At 63.5% G+C, this 23769-nt stretch carries 22 protein-coding genes; 13 read left to right on the top strand and 9 right to left on the bottom strand.

The window, feature by feature from the left end; genetic code table 11:
* Positions 1–402 precede the first annotated feature (402 nt).
* The 6 genes from KY379_RS16185 to KY379_RS16160 form a co-directional block, all read right to left on the bottom strand.
* Positions 403–2790: a TonB-dependent receptor gene (locus KY379_RS16185; RefSeq protein WP_261240803.1), complete on the bottom strand. Its 2388-nt coding sequence runs from the start codon at positions 2788–2790 to the stop codon at positions 403–405.
* Positions 2791–2855: 65 nt separating this feature from the next.
* Positions 2856–3800 (bottom strand): FecR domain-containing protein, encoded by a 945-nt coding sequence (locus KY379_RS16180; protein ID WP_261240802.1) that lies wholly within the window; start codon positions 3798–3800, stop codon positions 2856–2858.
* Positions 3800–4309 (bottom strand): sigma-70 family RNA polymerase sigma factor, encoded by a 510-nt coding sequence (locus KY379_RS16175; RefSeq protein WP_261240801.1) that lies wholly within the window; start codon positions 4307–4309, stop codon positions 3800–3802. The genes KY379_RS16180 and KY379_RS16175 overlap by 1 nt, the downstream gene beginning before the upstream one ends.
* A gap of 83 nt (positions 4310–4392) precedes the next feature.
* Complete coding sequence (locus tag KY379_RS16170) at positions 4393–4794, bottom strand: DUF6508 domain-containing protein (protein ID WP_261240800.1); 402 nt, start codon at positions 4792–4794, stop codon at positions 4393–4395.
* Positions 4795–4820: 26 nt separating this feature from the next.
* Positions 4821–5312: a GNAT family N-acetyltransferase gene (locus KY379_RS16165; RefSeq protein WP_196172313.1), complete on the bottom strand. Its 492-nt coding sequence runs from the start codon at positions 5310–5312 to the stop codon at positions 4821–4823.
* A 77-nt stretch (positions 5313–5389) separates the two neighbouring features.
* On the bottom strand, positions 5390–6172 hold the full coding sequence (locus KY379_RS16160) for a helix-turn-helix transcriptional regulator (RefSeq protein WP_261240799.1): 783 nt from the start codon (positions 6170–6172) through the stop codon (positions 5390–5392).
* A 78-nt stretch (positions 6173–6250) separates the two neighbouring features.
* On the opposite strand from KY379_RS16160, the gene KY379_RS16155 reads away from it, so the two are divergent.
* The 8 genes from KY379_RS16155 to KY379_RS16120 all read left to right on the top strand — a co-directional run bounded on the left by KY379_RS16155 (position 6251) and on the right by KY379_RS16120 (position 13884).
* Complete coding sequence (locus KY379_RS16155) at positions 6251–6943, top strand: aspartate/glutamate racemase family protein (RefSeq protein WP_261240798.1); 693 nt, start codon at positions 6251–6253, stop codon at positions 6941–6943.
* Positions 6944–7163: 220 nt separating this feature from the next.
* Positions 7164–8705, top strand: a complete 1542-nt coding sequence (locus KY379_RS16150) for an ABC transporter ATP-binding protein (protein ID WP_261240796.1) — start codon at positions 7164–7166, stop codon at positions 8703–8705.
* A 12-nt stretch (positions 8706–8717) separates the two neighbouring features.
* The gene (locus KY379_RS16145; protein ID WP_196172309.1) at positions 8718–9818 is read left to right on the top strand and encodes an ABC transporter permease; all 1101 of its coding nucleotides are present in this window, start codon (positions 8718–8720) and stop codon (positions 9816–9818) included.
* A 58-nt stretch (positions 9819–9876) separates the two neighbouring features.
* Positions 9877–10803 (top strand): ABC transporter permease, encoded by a 927-nt coding sequence (locus tag KY379_RS16140; RefSeq protein ID WP_133329043.1) that lies wholly within the window; start codon positions 9877–9879, stop codon positions 10801–10803.
* A gap of 200 nt (positions 10804–11003) precedes the next feature.
* On the top strand, positions 11004–12086 hold the full coding sequence (locus tag KY379_RS16135; protein ID WP_133329041.1) for a BMP family ABC transporter substrate-binding protein: 1083 nt from the start codon (positions 11004–11006) through the stop codon (positions 12084–12086).
* Between the two features lie 13 nt (positions 12087–12099).
* On the top strand, positions 12100–13065 hold the full coding sequence (locus tag KY379_RS16130) for a 2-oxoglutarate and iron-dependent oxygenase domain-containing protein (RefSeq protein ID WP_133329039.1): 966 nt from the start codon (positions 12100–12102) through the stop codon (positions 13063–13065).
* A 122-nt stretch (positions 13066–13187) separates the two neighbouring features.
* Complete coding sequence (locus tag KY379_RS16125; RefSeq protein ID WP_133329037.1) at positions 13188–13574, top strand: YidH family protein; 387 nt, start codon at positions 13188–13190, stop codon at positions 13572–13574.
* On the top strand, positions 13567–13884 hold the full coding sequence (locus KY379_RS16120) for a DUF202 domain-containing protein (protein ID WP_207955635.1): 318 nt from the start codon (positions 13567–13569) through the stop codon (positions 13882–13884). Before KY379_RS16125 ends, KY379_RS16120 begins: the two co-directional genes overlap by 8 nt.
* A gap of 12 nt (positions 13885–13896) precedes the next feature.
* On the opposite strand, the gene KY379_RS16115 is transcribed toward KY379_RS16120, so the two are convergent.
* Complete coding sequence (locus KY379_RS16115; RefSeq protein WP_261240791.1) at positions 13897–14844, bottom strand: helix-turn-helix transcriptional regulator; 948 nt, start codon at positions 14842–14844, stop codon at positions 13897–13899.
* Positions 14845–15015: 171 nt separating this feature from the next.
* Between KY379_RS16115 and KY379_RS16110 the strand changes: the two genes are divergently transcribed.
* A complete protein-coding gene (locus KY379_RS16110) occupies positions 15016–15444 on the top strand; it encodes a hypothetical protein (protein WP_133329031.1) in 429 nt (142 codons plus the stop codon).
* A 3-nt stretch (positions 15445–15447) separates the two neighbouring features.
* Positions 15448–16914 (top strand): M48 family metallopeptidase, encoded by a 1467-nt coding sequence (locus KY379_RS16105; RefSeq protein ID WP_261240790.1) that lies wholly within the window; start codon positions 15448–15450, stop codon positions 16912–16914.
* A gap of 76 nt (positions 16915–16990) precedes the next feature.
* On the opposite strand, the gene KY379_RS16100 is transcribed toward KY379_RS16105, so the two are convergent.
* Positions 16991–17935: a GlxA family transcriptional regulator gene (locus KY379_RS16100; protein ID WP_133329027.1), complete on the bottom strand. Its 945-nt coding sequence runs from the start codon at positions 17933–17935 to the stop codon at positions 16991–16993.
* 107 nt (positions 17936–18042) lie between these two features.
* Here KY379_RS16100 and KY379_RS16095 point away from each other — a divergent pair, with 107 nt between their 5' ends.
* From KY379_RS16095 to KY379_RS16085, 3 genes are all read left to right on the top strand, one after another.
* Positions 18043–18837, top strand: coding sequence for an SDR family NAD(P)-dependent oxidoreductase (locus KY379_RS16095; protein WP_133329025.1), 795 nt, complete (start codon positions 18043–18045; stop codon positions 18835–18837).
* Positions 18838–18953: 116 nt separating this feature from the next.
* Positions 18954–19961, top strand: coding sequence for a zinc-binding alcohol dehydrogenase family protein (locus KY379_RS16090; protein ID WP_196172306.1), 1008 nt, complete (start codon positions 18954–18956; stop codon positions 19959–19961).
* Between the two features lie 745 nt (positions 19962–20706).
* On the top strand, positions 20707–22083 hold the full coding sequence (locus KY379_RS16085; RefSeq protein ID WP_196172304.1) for an APC family permease: 1377 nt from the start codon (positions 20707–20709) through the stop codon (positions 22081–22083).
* 94 nt (positions 22084–22177) lie between these two features.
* On the opposite strand, the gene KY379_RS16080 is transcribed toward KY379_RS16085, so the two are convergent.
* Positions 22178–23671 (bottom strand): aldehyde dehydrogenase, encoded by a 1494-nt coding sequence (locus tag KY379_RS16080; RefSeq protein WP_261240789.1) that lies wholly within the window; start codon positions 23669–23671, stop codon positions 22178–22180.
* Positions 23672–23769: the final 98 nt, after the last annotated feature.

Raw genomic sequence — 23769 nt, 5'->3', positions numbered from 1 at the left:
CAGGCTTTGCAGGTGCCGTGCGGGTTGGGAATCTCCTCCTGCATGGCGATATGGATGGCTTTGCTGATGCTCATGAAGCTTCCTTCCTCAAAGGCATGGCCGGCTGAGGCCTGAACACTAGCGAGGAAGCGCTTCAGGAAGGAGTTACGGGCTTCCTAAATAACTGTAAGAATTGTCGACTTAACTGCTTCGAGGGTTTCGATGCCGGCGTTGATGCGCGGGTAGGGTCATTTGTGTCCAAGGTGTTGATTTCCTGAGCTCGCTGGGGGATGGCACCGGCATAGCCGGTGTTCGCGGGCAAGCCCGCTCCCACAGGTACGGCGCCGAGTTCGAAGTTGGCGACTCCCCTTTAGGAACGGGCTTGCCCGCGAAGAGGTCGCTCGCCTCACATCTCCACGCGCCTCAAAACCCCAAGGTAGCCGACAACAAATACGTCCGCGGCGTAGACAACGTCAGCCCCGGCTCGCTGTCATCCGATGCCCCCGCCGAGGCCCAGTAACGCTCATCCATGACGTTCTCGACACTGGCGCGCAAAGTCACTTCGGTAGCATCGACCTTGAAGGCATAGCGTGCGCCCAGGTCGAACCTTTCCCAACCATCGATCTGCTTGCTGTTGTTCTGGTCCAGGTATTGCGAGCTCGAATGGATGCCCCGTGCCGTCAGGGTCAGCCCGCTGACGCCAGGTATGTCCCATTCGGCGCCAAGGTTGACGTTGTATTCAGACGTTGCCGGTGCGCGATTGCCATCGTAGGCACCGCCCACGGTATCGGTCAGTTCGCTGTCGATGTACATCACCCCGCCCAGGACACGTACACCCCCCAGCGGCTCGCCGAACACACTCAACTCGATACCGCGGTTGTCACGCTTGCCATTGGGGCCGAACACCCGGGTGCCGGGGTTGGTCTCGTAGGCAGGTTGGCGAATTCGGAAGGCACTGGCGGTGAATGCCACGCGGCCCAGATCGTACTTGGCCCCGACCTCGACCTGGCGACTGGTGAACGGCGGGAAGATCTGGTCCTCGTTGATCGAGGTCGATGGGGCGATCTTGCCTTGGCTCAAACCTTCCATGTAGTTGGCATAGAGTGAAAGCTGGTCGGTGACCTTGAGCAGCACACCGCCCGAGGGCGACAGCTTTTCTTCATCATAGGCCGTGTCGCCCTTGACCCCACCGCTCCAGTCATCGACCTGGACCCGCTGCCAGCGGGCGCCCAAGGTCAGCAGCAAACGGTCGTCGAAAAAGCCCAGGGTGTCGGCCAGGGCGATGCCGGAAAAGCGGTTCTCGGTGTACACCTCGGCATCGGTGCGCGTAGGCGTGGCCGGAGTGGGCGTGGTCACCGGGTCGTAGAGGTTGCTGGGCGCCGAGGCGTAGCGCGCACCGCCGTTGGTGAAGTCCATGTAGAAGTAGCTGGCTGCAAGGTTCAGTTCGTGGCTGACGGGACCTGTGTGAAACCACTTGCGCAAGCCGGCCATGGCAGTCCGTACCGTTTCGTCTCGGGTGAAATCACGCGGTTGCACGGTGAAATCGCCGGCATCGTTGACGATCGATACGTTATGGCGGAGGAAATCATGATTGCTCTTGCGCGCCCCGACCGCGCCATAGGCCAGCAGCGAGTCGCTGATATCGTACTCCGCGTTCAGTGCGCCGAAGGTGTCGTTGGTACGCGCCTTGCTCCAGGCCTGGGCATAGTTGCGATGCACATCGTTGGCGTCAGGCACCTTGGCATTGGCACCCACCAGCACCCGCTCTTGTGGCGCATCGGTATCGCGCTCGGTATGCCCCAGGTCGGCCGAAAGACGCAGGCGCTCGCCACGAAAATCCAGCCCCAGCACCGCCATCTCGCGGTCGACGCTCTGATGGTCCCACTCGGTATCGCCGGACTGCTTGACGCCATTGAAACGCATGCCGAATCGCTCGCCCTCGCCAAAACGACGCCCGATATCCACCGCACCTCCGACCTGGCTCCCTGAAGCATAGCTACCGGTGAACTCGGTGACAGGCTGCTCGCCCGCCCGTTTGGGCACCACATTGATACCGCCACCGACGCTGCCCCGTGGCGAGATGCCATTGATCAGCTGGCTGGGGCCCTTGATGATGTCGACGCGATCGGCCATTTCCATATCGATGGAATAGGTCGGCAAGATTCCGTACAAGCCGTTGTAGGACACATCGCTGTTGAACAAACTGAAGCCGCGGATGGTGAATTGCTCGAAACGCCCGCCTGCAGGGTTGGTGGCACGTACCGACGGGTCACTGGCGATCAGATCGCCCAGCGTGCGCGCCTGCTGGTTCTTCACCAACTCGTGGGTGTAGGTGGTCATGCTGAACGGCGTTTCCATGAAGTCCCGGGCGCCCAGCAGGCCCTGGGAACCCTTGCGGGCGACCTGACCGCCGGCGTATGGCTGACCATCGTTGTCCAGCGACTGACCGCCGACGATGCTGGTCGGGGCGATCTCCAGGGCGTTCGCGCCCTGGGAGGCCGGCACCAAGGTGAATGCACCCTCGCCTACCGCATGCAACTGCAAGCCACTGCCCTGGAGCAGCAGCAGGAAGCCTTCATCGACCCGGTAGCTACCCGACAACCCGCCGCTCTGCCGGCCACTGACCAGCGCCGGATCGAGCGACAGACTGACGCCGGCCTGGTCGGCGAACCGGGTCAGCGCCGCACCCAGGCTGCCGGAGGGCACGTCGTAGCTACGTCGTGCGCTTTCGTCAGCCCAACTGGGCGCATTGAGGAACAGGCTCATGGCAAACCCGATGTGCATCAGGCGGCAAGACTTTACGGCGGACATTGAGAAAGGCTCCTTTGATTTCTCTCTACCGGTAATGACCGACGAGTGAAAAAAAGGGGACAGCCTCAAGCACGATTTTCCCGCGGCACCAGCGTGACCCAATATCGGGTACGCGCATGCACCTCCACGGGCAGGCTGGCAGCGAGCAGCGCGAGGACCTGATCGGTATCGTCGAGGCGGAAGGTGCCGGTGACCCGCAGGGTCTCCAGCGCGGAAGACCAGCGCAGCATCCCAGGGCGATAGCGACGCAGTTCCCGCAGCAGGTCACCCAGGGGCCGATCGTCCAGGCGCAGCACACCCTCGCGCCAACCGAGGAGCCATTCGTCCAGGCCACGGGCCGGACCTGCGCCCTGTGCGTGGAGACTGGCCTGCTGACCACTGTCCAGCGTCAGGACATCGCCGCGCGATGGCTGCAAGATGGCCGAGCCCTTGATCACCGACACCCGGCACGTCTCATCGAACAGCCGTAGGCAGACTTCCCCGGAAGCCAGCGCTACCCGCCCGAAGGGCACCTCGACCGCGAGCCCCAGGCTGCCGGGCAGGCTCACCGCCACTTCGCCCCGTAGCAGTTTCACCCGGCGCGACGTCAGGTCGATGTCCACTGCACTGTCGGTGTTCAGGGCGAGCAAGGTGCCGTCTGCCAGGGTCAACTGCCTGCGCTCGCCTACCTCGGTGCGCACATCGGCCGTCCAGCTCTCCAGCGGCAACTGCCGCGCCAGCATCCAGCCGGTAGGAAGCAAAGCCGCCACAGCCAGTGCCTGCTTGAGCAGTGCGCGACGGCTGGTCTGCGGGCGATCGAGAGTGGCCAGGGCCAATTCGCTGGGCAACTGGGAAAACCGCTGGCGCAGGTGCATCGCTTGCTGCCAGGCCTGTTCGTGGCGGGTATCACTGGCCCGCCACTGCGCCAGACGCTGCAGCTCGCTGTCACCGGCCTCGCCGGACTCCACCAGTGCCAGCCAGCGTGCGGCGGCGCGTATCACCGCGCGGGCATCAGCGTTAGCGCCCGACATCACAGCTGCGCCAGCAAGCAATGTTCGTAAGCCTGCGCCATGTAGCGTTTGACCGTCCGCTCGGACACCGCCAGGCGCGTGGCGATCTCACAATAGCCCAGGCCTTCCAGCTGGCTCCAGAGAAACGCCTTGCGCACTGGGGCCTTTAGCCCGTTTAGCAATTCATCCAGAGCCTGCAGGGTTTCCAACAGGATCCAGCGTTGTTCTGGCGATGGCTGGTTCTGTTCGGGTAGCTGCGCCAGCGCGTCCAGATAGGCCTGTTCGAGGCTGCGCCGCTGGTGGAAGTTGCTCAGCAGGCGCTTGCCCACGGTGAGCAGGTACGCCCGCGGCTCGCGGATGTCGGCCAGTGGCTGGGTACTGGCCAGCACCCGCAAGAAGGTATCCTGGCTGAGGTCGGCGGCATCCCAGGCATTACCCAGGCGGCGCCGCAGCCAAGTCTCCAGCCAGCCGCGGTGATCGCGATAGAGGGCTGGCAGATTGTGCTCCTGGGACGGCGCGGCTTCGGTCATGGGGGAAGGCTCTGCGGAAACGTAAATGTGACTGATTCTAATTTACGTCAAGAAGCAGATCCAAGGGGTTTGTGCAAAACGTCCTACATCGCCTCACGCAGTTGCGCCAGACGGGCGAACAGACGTCGTACATAGCCCTTGGCGATCATCGCGCCCCAGTGCCCATCGCAAAAACGCTCACCCCTCACGTAGTAGGTGACCAGGCTTTGCAACTGCTCAAGACTGGCTTGCTCGATGGCGTCTGGCTCACTGACCAGGCGATCGGCCGTGGAACGGTAGTCGAGGGCGAGCCAGCAATCCTTGCATGCCTCCTGGTAGAAGTCGTCGACCACCTTGGCGTAGATCGGCCAAGATTGCCCTTCTTTGAAGGTGTAGGCTTCGATGGCCTTTCCACCAGGGTAGAGAAGCGGCAGAAAGCGCAACAGCGCGTCGATATCGGACTGGTTGGGAAGCATCACGATGTCCTTGTCGTCGATCAGGGTCACAGTCTACACACGCCGTGGGTGGCTGATTACAGGGTCATGAGCATTTCATGCCAGGCCATTCCACCGTGGTCCGAGGGCGAGGGCCGCACGTACTGGTAGCCCAGCTTGCGATACAAGTCGACATGGCGTTCCTTGCACATCAGGTGGATGGTCGCCTTGCCCTGGGCGCGCATGAGGGCGATGAATTCATCCATCAGCTGTTTGGCGTAGCCCTTGCCTTGGTGGGCCGGGTCGACGACCACCGACATGATCACCACATTCGGCGCCTGCGGATCGTGGCCGATCAGTTCCTTGAAGTCCTCGTCGGACATCACCACCTCGTGGGCGCAGCCGCTGTTGATGAAGCCCACGATCTCATCCGCTGCTTCCAGCAGCAGGAAGCCTTGGGGATAGTGAGCGATCCGGGTACGGATTTTTTCCAGGGTTGCGGCTTCGTCACCTTCATAAGCACCGATTTCGATGGCATAGCAGCGCTCGGCATCTTGGTCGATGGGGTGGCGAAATGAGGTGTTGCTCATGGATGGGCTCCGGCGAGATGAGAGGGGGAAATAGGGTAATTGACCGGAGGGTGCTTTCGCTGCATTTTTTGGTTTGGCTATGGCGGCGAACACGACCCCATCCGCAGTCGGTACTGTCCAGGTGTCATGCCCAGATGCTTGCGGAACGCACTGCCCATGTGCGACTGGTGCGCAAAGCCTGCCTCCAGCGCGATGGAGGCCAGAGGCTGGTCGGTCTGTTCGATCAGGCACCGGGCGGTCTGCAGGCGGACCTGCACCAGATAGGCATGGGGCGTGACGCCCATAACCTGGGTGAAATCACGCAGGAACCGAAGCGCGTCGTGCCCGTACGTACTGGCCAGCTGCGCCAGGCTCAGAGGCTGATGATGTTCATCGCCGATTCGGTCCAGCACCTGGCTCAATGCCCCAGCCTCGACCTTCGACGGCAGGATAGGCGCATTCGCCTGGGCGATGAAGCCCATCGCAGCCTCCTCCAGCGCCAGGCGATCGGCTCGTGGGGCGAGCAGCAAGCGTCGAAGCGCCATCGCTTGCTGCAAGGCGCGGCGCTGCCCGCTGGCCTGGACACGCCCAGTGCTCGCCGGGAGCAACTGCTGGGCCAGCGTCGTCTCCAGGCGCAGCACCAGGTACTCGCCTCCCCTGGCGGACTCGGAAAACACATCGACGCCGACCGGCGTCTGGGCCAGCACGCCGGCGTAGGTATCGAAATCCACCCGGCGGTCCGAATCGATCGCATGCACCCCCTGTTGCCGCTCCAGGGTAATGCCCAAGGAGGCCCAGCGCACCGGATCGCGGGAACTGTACGCCGCGCGCGGGAGCAGCTGCAGGCAGAGTCTGTCGTCCAGCAGGCTGTGACTCAACATCTGAAATTTCCTGATAGACCATCCGCTGCTTGCATCGGACACTCCCGGGTGAACGATCGACCATAACGGGAGCACCGCATGCGCACCATCGGCCTTATCGGCGGCATGAGCTGGGAATCCAGCGCCGAATACTATCGCCTCATCAACCAACAGGTGCGCGACTGCCTGGGCCCCCTGCGCTCAGCGCAAGCGCTAATCTACAGCGTCGACTTCGGGCCTGTCGAGCAAGCTCAGCACGCCGGACGCTGGGATGACGCTGCGGCGATCCTGGTGGATGCGGCGCGGCGCCTGGAAGCCGGAGGGGCCGATTGCGTGGTGCTCTGCACCAACACCATGCACAAGGTCGCGGCGCAGATTCAGGCTGCAGTCAGCATCCCGTTCCTGCACATTGCCGATCCAACCGGCCAGGCGGCGCTCGCGACCGGGGCTACGACAGTCGGTCTGCTGGGTACCGCCTTCACCATGGAAGAGGATTTTCTCAAGAGCCGCCTGCGCGACATGGGGCTGCAGGTCCTGGTGCCGGATGCCGCCGAGCGGCAGACGGTGCATCGGATCATCTACGACGAGTTATGCGTGGGGATCATCGATCCGGCCTCACGCACGGCCTACCAAGCCGTCATCGAATCGCTCGCGGCCCGCGGCGCTCAAGCGATCATCCTCGGCTGTACCGAAATCGGCCTGCTGATCAAACCCGAGCACAGCCGCGTGCCCCTGCTCGATACCACCGAGCTGCACGCCCGGGCCGCGGTGGCGTTCGCCCTGAACCAGTGACTTGCCCGTGGGGGTGTCCGCCGCAAACGCCAAGCGAACACCTCGCACCACTTTGACCGCCATGGCGCCCCAAAACCGCCCATCCATCCCTGGCATTGCCCTGTTGCGACCACGACCCTGCATAGCCAAACCCTTTAACACGGGGCCTTGCACAATAATCTGACCACTTGGCCATGTTTTTGCTTCCAGGCTGCTCAACCCCTTCACTTCGAGCAGCCTCATGTCCGAATCCCCCTCGCCCCTGCGCCTGGAACTGCGCGCCATCACCAAGCGCTATCCAGGCACGCTGGCCAACGACCGCATTGACCTGCGCATCGCCGCCGGCGAAATCCATGCCCTGCTCGGCGAGAACGGCGCAGGCAAGAGCACCCTGATGAAAATCATCTACGGCGTCACCGCGCCGGACGCCGGCCAGGTACTGTGGGAGGGCCGTCCGGTACAGGTACGCGATCCCGCCCAGGCCCGCCAGCTGGGTATCGGCATGGTGTTCCAGCACTTCTCCCTGTTCGAAACCCTGAGCGTGGCGGAAAACATCGCTTTGGCCCTAGGTCGCGAAGCCGGTACGCCGCGGCAACTGGCGCCACGTATCCGCGAGGTTTCACAGCGCTATGGCATGGGCCTGGCCCCCGAGCGCCTGGTGCACAGCCTGTCGATCGGCGAGCGTCAACGGGTGGAGATCGTTCGCTGCCTGATGCAAGACATCAAGCTGTTGATTCTCGATGAGCCCACTTCGGTACTGACGCCACAGGAGGTCGACGAGCTGTTCGTCACCTTGCGCGCGCTGGCCGCCGAAGGCTGCAGCATCTTGTTCATCAGCCACAAGCTCAACGAGGTCCGCGCTCTTTGCCACAGTGCCACCGTGCTGCGCGGCGGACGGGTTTCCGGGGACTGCGAGCCGGCCCGATGCAGCGACCTGGAACTGGCGCGGCTGATGGTCGGCGACGCCGAAGGGCTGGAGGCCAGCTATGAAAAACGTGCAGGAGGCCTGCCGCGCTTGCGCGTGGACGACCTGTGCTGGCGCAACGAGGACCCATTCGGCACCTCGTTCGAGCACCTGCGCCTGGAGGTACGTAGTGGTGAAATCGTCGGTATCGCCGGGGTCGCCGGCAATGGCCAGGACGAACTGCTGGCGTTGCTCAGTGGTGAAACCCGCCTGCCCACCGGCGAGCGCGAGCGCATCACCTTGGACAACCAGCCGATGGCCCACCTCTACCCCGATGCCCGTCGCGCCTTGGGCCTGGCCTTCGTGCCGGCCGAACGCCTGGGTCACGGTGCCGTGCCGGACATGACCTTGGCCGACAACGCCCTGCTCAGCGCCTTCCAGCAAGGTCTGCTCAGCCACGGGATGATCCGCTCGAGCAAGGTACAGGCACTGGCCGAGCAGATCATCCAACGCTTCGCGGTAAAGACACCCGACACCCAGGCCACTGCACGTAGCCTGTCCGGCGGCAACCTGCAGAAATTCATCCTGGGTCGCGAAATCCTGCAGAACCCCAAGCTGCTGATCGCCGCCCACCCCACCTGGGGCGTCGACGTCGGTGCCGCCGCCGCCATCCACCGCGCCTTGATCGCCCTGCGTGACGCTGGCGCGGCGATCCTGGTGATCTCCGAGGACCTCGATGAGCTGTTCCAGATCAGCGACCGTATCGGTGCGTTGTGCAGCGGACGTCTTTCGCCGCTCAAGGCCACCGCCCAGACCCATACCGTGGAGGTCGGCGGCTGGATGGCCGGCCAGTTCGATACCCCGCAAGACGCTGCCTGACGAGAGCCCGCCATGTTGCTATCCCTTGAACCCCGTACCCAGCAATCGCGCGCCATGTTGCTGCTGTCTCCGCTGCTTGCCGGCCTGCTGACCCTGGTCAGCGGCGCCCTGCTGTTCAGCGCCTTGGGGCATGATCCGCTGCTGACGTTGCACACCTTGCTGATCGAACCGATCAGCGATTTCTACGGCCTTTGCGAACTGCTGCTCAAGGCTTTGCCGATCCTGCTCTGCGCTTTCGGACTGGCTGTGGCTTACCAGGCGCGCATCTGGAACATCGGCGCCGAAGGCCAATTGCTGATCGGCGCGTTGGCCGGCAGTGCCCTGGCGATCCAGATCATCGACTGGGACAGCCGCTGGGCGTTGTTCTGGGTATTGGCCGCCGGCACCGTCGCGGGGGCACTGTGGGGGGCGCTCGCCGCCTGGCTGCGCACCCACTTCAACGCCAACGAAATCCTCACCACCATCATGCTCAACTACATCGCCTTGAACCTGCTGCTGTACTTCGTGCATGGTCCATTGAAAGATCCGGACGGCTTCAGCTTCCCGCAGTCGGCGATGTTCGGCGATGCCAGCCGCCTGCCTGCACTGTTCGAGGATGGCCGACTGCACGTGGGCCTGTATTTCGTGCTGCTGGCCCTGGTGGCGTCGTGGGTGCTGCTGCACAAAAGCTTCCTGGGCTTCCAGATCAAGGTGCTGGGACTCGACCAGCGCGCCGCCGGCTTCGTCGGCTTTCGCGAAAAGCGCCTGGTCTGGCTGGCGCTGTTGATCAGCGGCGGCCTGGCGGGCTTGGCGGGGGTCTGCGAAGTCAGCGGACCAATCGGCCAACTGGTGCCGCAGGTATCGCCCGGCTACGGCTATGCGGCGATCACCGTGGCCTTTCTCGGGCGCCTGAACCCACTCGGCATTCTGGTTGCCGGCCTGCTGATGGCGCTGCTCTACCTGGGCGGCGAGAACGCGCAGATGACCCTCAACCTGCCGCAGTCGCTGACTGGGCTGTTCCAGGGAATGATGCTGTTCTACCTGCTGGCCTGCGACGTACTGATCCTTTACCGACCGCGCCTGAACCTGCAATGGCGCCGCCGCGCGCCGCTGGCGGAAACCGCCAGCGCCTGACCCCCCTTGACCTACTCGTTTGCCTGCCGCCCAGGGCGCGCAGGCTGAGGCTTCGACTATGGATCTCGATCTGCTGGGCAACATCCTCTACGCCATGGTGCGCTGTGGCACCCCACTGCTGCTGGTCGCACTCGGCGAACTGGTCTGCGAAAAGAGCGGCGTACTCAACCTCGGCCAGGAAGGCATGATGCTGTTCGGTGCGGTGGTGGGCTTCATCGCCGCCTTCGCCACTGGCAACCTGTGGCTCGGCGTGTTGATGGCGTGTCTGGCCGGCATGCTGCTGTCGGCACTGTTCGCCCTGGTGGCGCTCGGCTGTCAGGCCAACCAGGTCGCCACGGGCCTGGCTCTGACCATCTTCGGCGTCGGCCTGTCGTCCTTCGTCGGCAGCGCCTGGGTCGGTAAGCCGCTGACCGGATTCGAGCCGGTAGCCCTGCCGCTGCTGGCCGACCTGCCGATAGTCGGTCACATGCTGTTCAACCAGGATGTGCTGGTCTACCTGTCGTTTGCGTTGTTCGCACTGATTGCCTGGGTGCTGCTGAAAAGCCGCATCGGCCTGGTGCTGCAGGCCGTCGGCGAGAATCCCGATGCCGCCAGCGCCATGGGCCTGCCCGTCCTGCGTGTGCGCACTTTGGCGGTGTTGTTCGGCGGTGCATTGGCCGGGCTTGCCGGTGGCTACCTGTCGCTGGCCTACACGCCGATGTGGGCGGAGAACATGACTGCCGGGCGCGGCTGGATCGCCCTGGCGCTGGTGGTGTTCGCCAGCTGGCGGGTGTTCCGGGTGCTGCTCGGTGCCTACCTGTTCGGCCTGGCGAGCATCCTCCACTTGGTCGCCCAGGGCATCGGTGTGAGTTTCCCGGCCAACCTGCTGGCGATGCTGCCCTACGTGGCGACGATCCTGGTGCTGGTGGTGCTGTCGCGCAATGCGCTCAAGACCCGTTTGTATGCACCGGTATCCCTCGGCCAGCCGTGGAAGGCCGGGCGGTGACCAGGCGATAGGGCCATCAGCACCTGCGCACCAGCCAGGTGCACCCACGCAAGCATCACGCACCAGACCTGCTCCACCCCGCCGTGGCCAAACCACCGGCACCCCACGAAATGCAGTTTTTTGCCCACCTGGTCAGCTTTTTGCAATACCTGAACAGCCCGACACGGCCACAAGAAAAGACCCACAGGAGCCACTTACAGATGCATCAGAAGAAAACCAAGAACCTGCTGCGCACCCTGGCCGCCGCCATCGGCCTCACCAGCGCGTTGTCTGTCTCCGCCGCCGACCCGTTGAAGGTCGGTTTCGTCTACATCGGCCCGATTGGCGACCACGGCTGGACCTACCAGCATGAACAGGGCCGCCAGGCCTTGATCAAGCAGTTCGGCGACAAGGTCCAGACCAGCTTCGTCGAAAACGTACCGGAAGGCGCCGACGCCGAGCGGGTGCTGCGCAACATGGCCAAGGGCGGCTACGACCTGGTGTTCGCCACCTCGTTCGGCTACATGAATCCCACCGCCAAGGTCGCCAAGCAGTTCCCCAAGGTCACCTTCGAACACGCCACCGGCTACAAGCAGGACAAGAACCTCGGCACTTATCTCGCCACCTCCTACGAAGGCCGCTACGTCGGTGGCTACCTTGCGGCGAAGATGACCAAGACCAAGAAGATCGGCTACGTCGCCTCGTTCCCGATCCCGGAAGTACTGCGCGATATCAACGCCATCCAGCTGGCCCTGGACAAGTACAACCCCGGTACCGAGATCAAGGTGGTGTGGGTCAACTCCTGGTTCGACCCAGGCAAGGAAGCCGACGCTGCCAACGCCCTGATCGACCAAGGTGTCGACGTGCTGTTCCAGCATACCGACAGCCCGGCACCGATCCAGACCGCCGAGCGCCGTGGCATCTATGCGGTCGGCTACGCTTCGGACATGGCCCATTTCGGTCCGAAAGCAGTGCTGACCTCGATCGTCAACAACTGGGGCCCGCACTACATCAAGAGCACCCAGGCAGTCATGGACGGCACCTGGAAGCCCCAGGACTACTGGGGTGGCTTGGCCGAAGGCACCATCGAGCTGCCGATCAGCGACCTGGTTCCGGCCGATGTGAAAAGCGGCGCCGAACAGATCATCGCGAGCATCAAGGACGGCTCGTTCCACCCGTTCACCGGTCCTATCCTCGACCAGAGCGGTACGCTGCGCATCGCCGAGGGCGCCGTGGCCAGCAACGCCGAGCTGGCCGGCATGAACTACTACGTCAAAGGCATCACCGCGCAACTGCCGAAGTGACCCGGAGCCCGTCATGAACAGCCTGCCGATCATCGATATCGCCCCGCTCTACCAGGACGATCCTGCCGCCCGCCGCGCCGTGGCGCAGCAGATCGACGCCGCTTGCCGGCAATGGGGCTTCTACTACATCAAGGGCCACCCGATCCCCGCCACGCGCATCGCCCAGTTGCAAGCGGCGGCGCAGGACTTCTTCGCCCGCCCGGCCGAGGAAAAACTGCGCATCGACATCACCCAAAGCGCGCACCACCGCGGCTACGGCGCCATCGCCACCGAGCAGCTCGACCCCAACCGGCCGAGCGACCTCAAGGAAACCTTCGACATGGGTTTGCACATGAGCGCCGAGCACCCCGACGTGATTGCCGCAAAACCCCTGCGCGGCCCCAACCGCCACCCGGCGATCGCCGGGTGGGAAGCCCTGATGCAACAGCATTACCAGGACATGCATGAGCTGTCGTTGACCTTGCTACGGGCAATGGCCGAGGCATTGGGCATCGAGCAGGACTTTTTCGACCAACGCTTCGCCGAGCCCATCAGTGTGTTCCGCATGATCCATTACCCACCGCGCCAGACGGCCAGCAGCGCCGACCAACAAGGGGCCGGCGCGCACACCGACTATGGCTGCGTGACCCTGTTGTATCAGGACAACGCCGGTGGCTTGCAGGTGCGCAGCCTAGACGGCGAGTGGATCGACGCACCGCCCATCGAGGGTACCTACGTGGTCAACATCGGCGACATGATGGCCCGCTGGAGCAACGACCGCTACATGTCCACGCCGCACCGGGTGATCAGCCCGCTGGGTGTCGATCGCTATTCGATGCCATTCTTCGCCGAACCGCATCCGGACACCGAGATCAGTTGCCTGCCCAACTGCTCCGACGGCGAGAACCCACCCAAGTATCCCGCTGTGTCATGCAGCGCATACATGCTCTCGCGCTTTGCCGAGACCTATGCATACCGTAGGGAGGAACAGCGCGCCTGAGGACACTGCATTTCGAACCAGCCCGCTCGCCGTCTGCGTCAAAGCATGGACATCCACCGGTTTTCCGATCAACACTGGCAAGTCCACCCCCGCGGTACGACCTGACAACGAGGAGACTGCTTATGGATTCACCCGACGACCGATCGCGCGGCTGGCTCGCCAGCAAACTCCTGGCCGAAGGCCAGGAGCCGGATCCACGCTTCACCCTGGCCAACGAACGCACCTTCCTCGCCTGGATCCGCACCGCGCTGGCGCTGCTGGCCAGCGGTATCGCCGTGGACATGTTCACCGCCGAGATCTTTTCTTCCGGTACCCGCCGCCTGCTGGCCGTGTCGTTGATCCTGCTGGCCCTGCTGCTGAGCTTGCCGGCATTCGTGCGCTGGCTGAACGTGGAGCGGGCCATGCGCCTGAAACGGCCGCTGCCTTTCCCGTTGATCGCCCCCGCCTTGTCGATCGGCGTGTCACTGGTCATGGTGGTGTTCGCCTATGCGGTGTTCTTCCGTGCTTAGTCCCGCCGACGAAGGCTTGCAGCCTGAACGCACCTTGCTGGCATGGCGTCGGACGATCTTGGCGATGGTCGTCTGCAGCTGCTTTTTCCTGCGTTGGGTGCCGCATCACCATTGGTCTGCGGTATTGCCCGCCGTGGCCTGCATGATCACCGCGCTACTGGCCTGGTTGGGTCTGAAGAAACGCTACCAGCTGGCGGCTTCCGGGCTGAGCGCGCAGGCGCTACCTGCCAGCGTCTGCACCAACCTGCTGCTGGCCCTGTGCGTAACCGGACTGTGTGCTCTGGAGCTGGCGGCGATCCTGATGGCCTAGACAAATGTCCCGCTAGCGCTCCGCGCCCGGCGGATGGCCGAAATACGCCTTGTAGGCATGATTGAAGTTTGCCGGGTTGGCGTAGCCCATACGGTAGGCGATCTGTGCGACCTGCCATTTGCCTTGGCGCAGCAGGGTACGCGCCAGCTCCATACGCTGACTGCGCACGTACTGCAGCATCGACTGCCCGAACACCTGGGCGAAGGCCCGGCGCAGTGTGGTCTCGCCCACCCCCAGTTGCACCGCGAGCGCCTGACTGCCGGGTGGCTCGGCCAGTTGCGCATCGAGCAGGCGGCGCGCTTCGTGGGCCAGGTCGCGTTGGCCACGTAGCGAAAGTGCAGGCTTGCCAGGCTGGTGCTTGAGGTGTTGCGCCAATTCGACCAGTATCGCCAGGCTCAGACTCTCCTGGTTCAGGCGCTCCAGGGCGCCATGGTAAGGCGAGTGGTAGAGGCGTCGGAACAGATTGCCCAAGGCCTGACAGCGGTGCAGTTCAGCAAACTGCACGCCGTCGCGCAGCAAGTCGAGCAACGGTTGCAGCGACGCATCCTCTTCGGCCAGCTCATGCAGGTAGTCGCCGGCAATGCGCAGACCGGCCATGCGCACGTAGCTCCCGGCGGGCAACTGGTCCACGGCCTCCATGCTCTCGCTCAAACCCAGCGTATGGGGGGCACCGGTGGTATAGGCATTGTGCCGGCCGTCGACGCGATGCTGCCACTGGCCGTCGAACACCTGCACGATGCACAGGCTACCTGGCAGCACCTTGTGCATACGCAGCGGCTCGGGAAACTGCAGGTCACAATCGAAATACTGCAGGTGCGGGCGCACGGTGCGGGCTCGGTAATGCCCCACCGAACTGCCTGTGATTGCCCCGGTGTTGGACTGCAACACACCGGCCTGTTCCAGACTCCCCGGTTGGTCGAATCGGAAATCCGTATCCAGATAAGGGTTCCACCCTTCCATAGGTATTCTCTCGGGTGTGGTTTGCATGGCCCGGAATGTTAACGCGAACACAAACCGAGCGTCAGCGATTGTGACCATTGGACTTTTCGTTGTGTTCCGCAGCCAGCATGGTTGGCAGTTCGCCGTGCAGCGACTTCAATGGCGCGTTTTACCCTCCAAGGAGCTCCATCGATGTCATCCCTGCGTAAATGGGCAGCAGTGCTCACCACCTCCCTGGCCCTGCTCGGCGGCGTCTGCCACGCTGCCGAACGTCCGCCGGTAGCCGACAAAGTCGTCGCTTACTCGGGCCAGCAAGGCGCCAAGGTCTGGACCCTGCGTATCGGCGAGCGTAGCGCCAACGAGGCACTGGTTCAGATCGGCGGGATCGATCATGACTGGGACATGCGCATCCAGAAAATGTCCGTGGAGAAAACCGCCAAGGACACCCGCTACTCCACCACCGTCGACGGCAAGAAGTTCGTGGTACTGATTCTGCAGAACGGCTGGGGCACCCTTTACCTGCCCAATGAGACCCAGGAAATCCTCGTTGGCTACGACCCGAACCTGTCCAACCAGGGCGATGCCCAGGCATTTCTCACCGACTACCTGCAGGCCGAGTGAGCCATGGCGCGTGTGAAACGGCTGGCCTGGGTATTGTTGGCCATGCTGGTTCTGCCACTGTTGCTGATGGGCTGGAGTAGCCTGCAAAGCTGGCGCGTGGACAGTGCACTGGGCGAGGCGCAGATCATGCGCCAATGGCTGGCCAACCCCAGCGAAGCCTTGCTCGGGCAACTGCCGCGAGACGAACGCAAGCTGGTGATCGACGAGCAACATCGGCGCGAACGCTTCCAGCGCATGGTCGAACAGACCGAGGCCGACCGCGGCGCATTGCACCTGCGACAGGTACTGGCCACGCTGAGCCACTGGCTGGCCATCGCCGCCCTGCTGACCGGGCCCGCCACCTGGCTGAAACTGCGGGTGGATGCCTGGCGGGCGGTGCGTTCGCGGGACTTCCTGCACGACCGGCTGTCCACCCGCTGGCGTGTGCTGAGCCAATGCCTGATGGTACACACGGCACTGCTGATGGGCTCGCTCGGGCTGGCTCTGCTCTACGAACTGAGCTGGGCCCATAGCACGCCCCAGGCCGGCAAGCTGGCGATGCTGCTGATGTGCTTGCCGGTGGTGCCGGTACTGGGCGTCGGTGCAGCGCTCATCCTGCGTCTGCGCCAGCACTGGCAGGTCCTCGATGCACCTTGCTCGACCTTTCTCGGCCGAGCCTTGGGTCGTACCGACGCCCCCGGTTTGTGGGCGTGGGTCGAATCGCTGGCCCAGTCCACCGGTGCGCCGGTGCCCGATCATATCGTCGTCGGCATCGACCAATCGTTCTTCGTCACCAGTGTCGAGGTCATGCTGCAACCTTCCGGACACGTGCTCAAGGGCCGCACCCTGTACCTTCCGCTGACCTACCTCTCGTGCATGAGCCAGGACGAAGTGGCCTCGGTGGTTGGCCACGAACTGGGGCACTTCAGCAGCCGCGACACCGAGCGGGGCAGCGAGGCGGTCGCGCGGTTCAACATGATGTGCCTGCATTTCTCGCTCATCACCGGCGAAGGGACCCCGCCTTCCTGGATTGAACGCCCCGCCATCTGGATGGCCGAGCGCTTCCTGTATCACTTCCAGATCGCCGTGCAGCACTGGAGCCGTGCTCAGGAGCTGGTGGCCGATCGCGCCGGCGCCCAGATCGCCGGGCCTCGCCTGTTCTGCCAAGCTCTGTTGCGGGTCATCGCCCTGGACGACGCCATCGCTGCACTGTTGCACCAGCGCCGCCAACCGGACCTCATCCAGGCGTTGGCCGCGCACCTGCGCGGGCATTCCCTGTGCTTGAGCGAACAAGTGCTTGGCCGCGCGGTACCGCACCCGTTCGACAGCCACCCTCCAACCGCAGTACGCCTGCAGCAGCTTGACGTGATGCTGGACGCGCAACTGCTGACCGAAGCGACCCGCCGCCCTTCCGACCACGACCGCCACTGGTTCGGCCAACTGGCCAGCCCCAGCCCGGCGGCGACAGCAAAGCCTGGCTCGCCGGAGTGATCTGCCTGGCAGGCCTGATCCACCGCGCGCAGCGTGCGCGCGGTTATCCATCTGCCGAACTGGGGTGCGAAGGCTGCTAGAGCATCCGCCTGGCATCCCGGCGCACAGCCTGCGGAGGCACGCCAAAACCGCGGATGAACACCTCGCGCAGATGGCGACGGTCGCGAAACCCGGTTTCCTTCGCCACCACATCCAGGCTGTGGCGGCTCTGCTCGATCATCAGGCGGGCAGCCTCCAGGCGCAGGCTTTCCACCGCCTTGGCCGGTGACTGCCCGGTTTCTGCAGAGAACACGCGGGTGAACTGCCTCGGGCTCAAGTGCACGGCCTCGGCAAGCTCCTCGACAGTGAGGGGGCGGGCCAGATGCTTGCGGGCGTATTCCAAGGCGATCTGGATGCGGTCCGACTTCGGCGCCAGGGTGAGCAGTTCGGAATGCTGCGACTGCCCACCCGAGCGCCGCTGGTGCATCACCAGCTTGTGCGCCACGGACCTGGCGAGTTCTACGCCCAGGTCTTTCTCGACCATGCCCAACGCCATGTCCAGCGCTGCGGTCATGCCTGCCGAAGTCCAGATCGGGCCATCGACGATGAAGATCCGATCGTGCTCGACCGCGATGCGCGGATGCTGCTTGTGCAGGGCCTTGGCGTAGGCCCAGTGGGTAGTGGCGCGCCGGTTGTCCAGCACTCCCGCCTGGGCCAGGACGAACGTGCCGGTGCACAGGCCAGCGGTGCGTCGCGCACCGCCCACGAACGCTCGTACGCGTTGCAGTACCTCCTCCCGCGGTGGCGTCAACGGCGTCAAGGTACCGGCGACCATCCAGGTATCAGCCAGCCCTGGTGCACCCAGTGGCAAGGTGTCGATGTGCATGCCGAGCGAAGACCGCACCGTGCCGCCTTCGAGCGAAAAATTCTGGATCCTGTACACCGCTTCGCCGGCAACGATATTGGCGAACTCGAACACGGTCTGCGTTGCCAGGGACATTACCTGGAAGCCTTCGGGAATCAGATAACCGACACGATGCATGGCTGGACACCTGCTGAGAATGTCTCAAAACACTACCATAAACTTCATTTGAGACAGGCCAGTTCCACAGCATCATGAACGCCAGTACCCATCCACGGAGCTGGATCATGAACAACTTGCATCAAGGCACTGCACTGGTCACTGGCGCATCCAGTGGAATTGGCGCGATTTACGCCGAGCGCCTGGCGCGCCGGGGCTACGACCTGATCCTGGTCGCTCGCAACCGAGACCGTCTCAACGCCCTCGCCAGCCGCATAACCTCCGAAACCCGGAGAAGCGTCGAGGTCTTTCCTGCGGACCTTGCCAACCCAGGCGACCTCGCCAAGGTCGAGCACAAGCTGCGCGAGGACGCGAGCATCACCCTGTTGGTGAACAACGCGGGTATCGGCACGCACACTAGCTTGCTCGACAGCGACGTCGAACGGATGGTCGAGATGATCAGCCTCAATGTCACCGCCCTCACCCGCCTGACCTATGCGGCGGTGCCAGGCCTCGTCGCCCGCCAGCAGGGGGCGGTGATCAACATCTCCTCGGTCCTCAGCCTCACTCCCGAGGCGCTCAATGGCGTGTACGGTGCCAGCAAGGCGTATGTCACGGCGTTCACGCAGTCGCTGCACAAGGAGTTGTCCCCCCAAGGCATTCGGATCCAGGCCGTGCTCCCCGGGGCCACCGCCACCGAACTGTGGGAAATCGGCGGCTTGCCCCTGGCCCATCTGGATCCGCGCATCGTGATGACGGCCGGCGACCTGGTCGACGGGGCCCTGAAGGATTTCGATCAAGGCGTCCTGGTGTCGATACCATCTTTGCACGACCTCGTGCCGTACCAGACCTACGAAGCCAGTCGCCAGGCTCTGGCAGGCCTGCTCTCGAATAGCCAGCTCGCCCCGCGCTACAGCCAGTGACGAATCTATCGGTCATTTTCACTGCAGTAGTGAAAGTCCTGCTCGATTGCGCCGCTTTTTATCAGCAATCGAAGCAGTTAGCCTGATACCAACGTTCAATTCCTCGAGGTACCGCCATGAAGGCCGTCGTCTATACCCAACCCGGCTTGCCGATCAACGATCCCCAATCCTTGGTCGACAGCGAACTGCCCACGCCTAGTCCAGGCCCCCGCGACTTGTTGATCGAAGTCAAGGCTATCGCTGTCAACCCGGTCGATACCAAGATCAGAGCGAGCCGAGGGGGCGACCAACCTCAGGTGCTGGGGTGGGATGCGGTGGGCGTCGTCCGCGAAGTCGGTGCGCAGGTGACGTTGTTCCAGCCCGGCGATGAAGTGTTTTACGCTGGGGCGATCGATCGCCCTGGCAGCTACAGCGAATTTCACCTGGTGGATGAACGCATTGTCGGACATAAACCGCGCAGCCTGGATTACGCCAGCGCCGCCGCCTTGCCCCTGACCTCGATTACCGCCTGGGAATTGCTGTTTGACCGCCTGGGTATCGAACAGCACGGTGGCCAGGGCCAGCGCCTGCTGGTGATCGGCGCAAGTGGCGGAGTGGGGTCGATCCTGGTTCAACTGGCCCGCACCCTCACCCAGCTCACCGTCATCGGTACCGCCTCACGCCCGCAGACACAGGCCTGGGTGAAGGAACTGGGCGCCCATCACGTCATCGACCATGCCAGCTCGATCCCACTCCAGCTGCAAGCCCTGGGGCAGAACCCGGTCGACTACGTGATCAGCCTGACCCACACCGACACCTACCTACCGCAACTGGTGGAGGTGCTTCGTCCGCAAGGCAAGCTGGCATTGATCGATGACCCGGCGCAGCTCGATGTGATGCCACTCAAGCGCAAATCGCTGTCGCTGCATTGGGAGCTGATGTTCACCCGCTCGCTGTACCGAACCGAGGACATGATCAAGCAGCATCAACTGCTGGAACAGGTGTCGACGCTGATCGATCAAGGCGTGCTCAAATCCACTCTGGGCGAGCACTTCGGCGCCATCAACGCCGAGAATCTCAAGCGCGCCCATGCGCTGATCGAGAGCGGAAAAGCCCGGGGCAAGATCGTGTTGGAAGGTTTCTGATCCGGCCTGGCCGATGCTTTTTCCTGTCCCCATTGAGTCCCGGTTCGTGTCCGTCACTGGCACGGCCGGGCTGAACGAGTAGGCAACCACCGCACCATCGGGCCAGGCGACCAGCACCAGCGCGGTCAGCAAGGTCATCAGCGTCCAGCCGAGGATGCTCGCGCGTAGCGAACAGCGATGCAGGATCAACGTCCACGTCGCCGGCCAAGCGGCGCGGTCGCGCACAGGCCGCCGACCATGCCCATGGCGCGCGCTCAGTCCGCGGGTTGCAGAAGTCGATGCCATGAGCCCCACATTGATGGCGATGCAGTTTTCGTTGTTTTGCTAACGATACCGCTAGCACCGCCTGGACGTCACCCGTGTGTTCACGGTCCTGTGCGAAAAAACCGAGCCATCGCCCTCACCCCAAGGGGTGATTTCCCCTGCCCTGGCAGTGTGGGAGCATTCGTCAAGGCCCGTTGGCTTCAACCGTTGCAACGGCTTCGAGAAGCCAATGAGCGGCCTTATCCTTCGTGCCTTGATAAAAAAGAGAACAATGACATGAACGCATCCCTCGCCCAGCCCGCCCTGTGCGGTCCGCCTTTCCCTGCACATGGCAATACCGGGCGCATCCGCTAGTCCCTTTCGCTCCACCTGGGCAACGTTCGCCCACCTTTCCTGCCCAATCGTCCGCTCCAGACATCCCTAACGGTATCGAGCCTGCTCGCCTACCGCGGCGTCCTGCATCCGACATCAGGAGTTCGCAATGCATACAACAAGCACAACCGCCACGCCCCCCGCGCATTCCCCTTCAGCCTCGAACACCACCGGCCGTTTCCGCAAATCCATGAGCATGACTGCCTTGGTGCTCTTCGGCCTTGCCTACATGGTGCCGCTGGCGGTGTTCTCCGCCTATGGCCTGGTGGCCCAGATGACCAAAGGCCACCTGCCCACCGCCTACCTGCTGACCCTGGGCGCGATGTTGTTCACCGCCTACAGCTACGGCCGGATGGTGCAGGCCCATCCCTACTCCGGCTCCGTCTACACCTATACGCGCAAAGCCTTCGGGGCCTGCGCGGGGTTCATGGCCGGGTGGACGCTACTGCTCGACTACATCTTCCTGCCGTTACTGAGCTATCTGCTGATCGGCATCTATATGTCGGAATACTTCCCGGATATTCACCCTTGGGTGTGGGTGCTCGGTTCGATCGGCCTGGTGACCTTTCTCAACCTGATCGGCATCGAGTCGGTAACCCGGGTCAACTGGATTCTGGTGGTCGCCCAGTTGGTGTTCATCGTGGTCTTCGTGGCCTTGTCGATCCAGACCGTGTCTGGTCAGGCGCACCCGGTATCGCTGACTTCACCGTTCTACCACGAAGGATTCAGCGCTTCGGCGATCATGGCCGGCGCAGCTGTACTGTGCCTGTCATTCGTCGGTTTCGACGCGGTGTCGACCATGGCCGAGGAAACCAGCGACCCGAAGCGCCGCATCCCCCAGGCGATCATGGCGGTATCGTTGAGCGGCGGACTGCTGTTTCTGCTGGTGTCGTACTTCGCACAGCTGGTGCATCCGGACTGGAGCAGCTTCGCCGACCCCGACTCGGCACCGGTGGAAGTGATGCGCAGCACCGGCGGCCAACTGCTGGCCAGTGCCTTCACCGCGACCTACGTCGCCGGCTGCTTCGCCTCGGCGATGGTGTCCCAGGCCAGCGTGTCGCGGGTGCTGTTCGCCATGGGACGCGATGGCGCCCTGCCTCGGGTATTCGGCCAACTGGTGACGAAAAAGCGTGTGCCGGCCTGCGCGATCCTAGTGGTCGGGCTGGTTTCGCTGACCGCCCTGGTCATCAGCCTGGATACGGTCGCCAACATGATCAGTTTTGGCGCGCTGTTCGCTTTCTCGGCGGTCAACCTGGCCGTGGTCAAACATTACCTGATCGACCAGAAGTTGCGTGGCACCCGCGATGCCCTGCGCTACGGCTTGATTCCGGGGCTGGGGTTCCTCAGCACGATATGGCTGTGGACCAGCCTGTCGAGCCTGTCTTTCACCATCGGCTTGTGCTGGATGGGCGCGGGCCTGCTGTTCTTGCTGGGGCTGACGCGGGCATTTCGAGTGAAGCTGCCTGAACTGCAGATGGCCGACTGACCGTATAGGTCGCTTTACTGCGGCAGCCATGAACAAAAACGCCGACGAGTGATCGTCGGCGTTTTCTTGAGTTCATCTGGAGCGCCGTGGCACCTCAGCCAAGCAGCTGGAACCACGTGGTCTTGAGCTGTGAGTACTTGTCGAACGAATGCAACGACAGGTCACGCCCGAAACCGGATTGCTTGCCACCACCGAACGGTACGCTCACATCCAGGGCATCGACCGTATTCACCGACACCGTACCCGCTTTCAACCGCCTGGCGACGCGGTGGGCGCGGTTGAGATCGTCGCTCCACACCGAAGCGGCCAGACCGTAGATGCTGTCATTGGCCAGGGCGATGGCCTGTTCCTCGGTGTCGAAGGCACTCACCGCCAGCACAGGGCCGAACACTTCCTCACGCGCCAGACTCATGCCCTGCCCGACCTCGGCGAAGATGGTCGGCTCGATGTAATTGTCACTGCCATCGATGGTCAGTCGCTGACCGCCACACACCAGGCGCGCACCCTCCTCCTTGGCCCGGCCGATGGCTCGGGCGATGCGTGCGGTCTGTTCGGCATCGACAATGGCGCCGGCGCGGCTGGCCGGGTTCAGTGGATTGCCTGGCAGCCATTGATGGGCCTTGGCTTGCAGGCGCTCGATGAACGCGTCATGGATCGAGCGCTGCACGTAGAGGCGCGAGTTGGCCGAGCAGACTTCGCCCTGGTTGAAGAAGATACCGAAGGCGGCCTTTTCCGCAGCCAGATCCAAGTCCTGACAGTCGGCGAATACCAGGTTCGGGCTCTTGCCACCGCACTCCAACCAGACTTGCTTGAGGTTGGACTGCGCCGAGTACTGCATGAAGTACTTACCCACCTGGGTCGAACCGGTGAACACCAGACAATCCACATCCGGATGCAGGCCGAGGGCGCGGCCGGCCTGTTCGCCCAGGCCCGGTACCACGTTCAGCACACCTTCCGGCAGGCCGGCTTCCAGGGCCAGCTCGGCCAAACGCAACGCTGAGAACGGCGACTGCTCGGCCGGCTTGAGCACCACGCTGTTGCCCGCAGCCAAGGCGGGTGCGAGCTTCCAGGCAGCCATGTCCAGGGGGAAATTCCATGGCACCACGGCGGCGACCACGCCGAGCGCTTCGCGGGTGATGGTGGCCAGCGCGTTGGCTGCGGTCGGCGCGACCTGGTCGTACAGTTTGTCGAGTGCCTCGCCGTACCAGGCGAAGACATGGGCGGAGCCTGGCACATCGATGTTGTAGGCATCCATCACGGGTTTACCCATGTTGAGCGAGTCGAGCAAGGCCAGCTCTTCGCGATGGGCCATGATCAGCTCGGCCAGGCGCAGCAATACTTTCTTGCGCTCGCCCGGCGCCATACGCGGCCAGGGGCCATGTTCGAATGCCTGGCGGGCGCTGGCGACGGCGAGGTCGACTTCGGCTTGGGCGCAGGAGGCTACCTGGGCGAGGAGTTGCTGGGTGGCCGGATTGATGGCGGCGAAGGTTACGCCGTCGCTGGCGCTCAGTTGGCGGCCTTCGATCAGGGCCTTGTTGGGGAGCGTGAGGGTGGAGGCGCGTTGTTGCCAGAATTGCAGGGTTTGCATGGAGGGCTCCGAGGGCGCTTGAGACGGTTTTTTGTCGGTTTTGGGATGGGGTTTGGCTGGGGGGGATTTGAAGAGAAGGTGGGGCTCGGGGTGTTCGC

It is taken from the genome of Pseudomonas sp. HD6422 (genome assembly GCF_025377065.1).
GTDB lineage: Bacteria > Pseudomonadota > Gammaproteobacteria > Pseudomonadales > Pseudomonadaceae > Aquipseudomonas > Aquipseudomonas putida_U.
This window is presented reverse-complemented; position numbering and strand designations above follow the sequence as displayed.

Excerpts from the sequence above, each read along its gene's own strand:
- KY379_RS16185 (WP_261240803.1), bottom strand. The coding sequence starts at position 2,790 with ATGTCCGCCGTAAAGTCTTGCCGCCTGATGCACATCGGGTTTGCCATG.
- KY379_RS16180 (WP_261240802.1), bottom strand. The coding sequence starts at position 3,800 with ATGTCGGGCGCTAACGCTGATGCCCGCGCGGTGATACGCGCCGCCGCA.
- KY379_RS16175 (WP_261240801.1), bottom strand. The coding sequence starts at position 4,309 with ATGACCGAAGCCGCGCCGTCCCAGGAGCACAATCTGCCAGCCCTCTAT.
- KY379_RS16165 (WP_196172313.1), bottom strand. The coding sequence starts at position 5,312 with ATGAGCAACACCTCATTTCGCCACCCCATCGACCAAGATGCCGAGCGC.
- KY379_RS16160 (WP_261240799.1), bottom strand. The coding sequence starts at position 6,172 with ATGTTGAGTCACAGCCTGCTGGACGACAGACTCTGCCTGCAGCTGCTC.
- KY379_RS16155 (WP_261240798.1), top strand. The coding sequence starts at position 6,251 with ATGCGCACCATCGGCCTTATCGGCGGCATGAGCTGGGAATCCAGCGCC.
- KY379_RS16150 (WP_261240796.1), top strand. The coding sequence starts at position 7,164 with ATGTCCGAATCCCCCTCGCCCCTGCGCCTGGAACTGCGCGCCATCACC.
- KY379_RS16145 (WP_196172309.1), top strand. The coding sequence starts at position 8,718 with ATGTTGCTATCCCTTGAACCCCGTACCCAGCAATCGCGCGCCATGTTG.
- KY379_RS16140 (WP_133329043.1), top strand. The coding sequence starts at position 9,877 with ATGGATCTCGATCTGCTGGGCAACATCCTCTACGCCATGGTGCGCTGT.
- KY379_RS16135 (WP_133329041.1), top strand. The coding sequence starts at position 11,004 with ATGCATCAGAAGAAAACCAAGAACCTGCTGCGCACCCTGGCCGCCGCC.
- KY379_RS16130 (WP_133329039.1), top strand. The coding sequence starts at position 12,100 with ATGAACAGCCTGCCGATCATCGATATCGCCCCGCTCTACCAGGACGAT.
- KY379_RS16125 (WP_133329037.1), top strand. The coding sequence starts at position 13,188 with ATGGATTCACCCGACGACCGATCGCGCGGCTGGCTCGCCAGCAAACTC.
- KY379_RS16115 (WP_261240791.1), bottom strand. The coding sequence starts at position 14,844 with ATGGAAGGGTGGAACCCTTATCTGGATACGGATTTCCGATTCGACCAA.
- KY379_RS16110 (WP_133329031.1), top strand. The coding sequence starts at position 15,016 with ATGTCATCCCTGCGTAAATGGGCAGCAGTGCTCACCACCTCCCTGGCC.
- KY379_RS16105 (WP_261240790.1), top strand. The coding sequence starts at position 15,448 with ATGGCGCGTGTGAAACGGCTGGCCTGGGTATTGTTGGCCATGCTGGTT.
- KY379_RS16100 (WP_133329027.1), bottom strand. The coding sequence starts at position 17,935 with ATGCATCGTGTCGGTTATCTGATTCCCGAAGGCTTCCAGGTAATGTCC.
- KY379_RS16095 (WP_133329025.1), top strand. The coding sequence starts at position 18,043 with ATGAACAACTTGCATCAAGGCACTGCACTGGTCACTGGCGCATCCAGT.
- KY379_RS16090 (WP_196172306.1), top strand. The coding sequence starts at position 18,954 with ATGAAGGCCGTCGTCTATACCCAACCCGGCTTGCCGATCAACGATCCC.
- KY379_RS16085 (WP_196172304.1), top strand. The coding sequence starts at position 20,707 with ATGCATACAACAAGCACAACCGCCACGCCCCCCGCGCATTCCCCTTCA.
- KY379_RS16080 (WP_261240789.1), bottom strand. The coding sequence starts at position 23,671 with ATGCAAACCCTGCAATTCTGGCAACAACGCGCCTCCACCCTCACGCTC.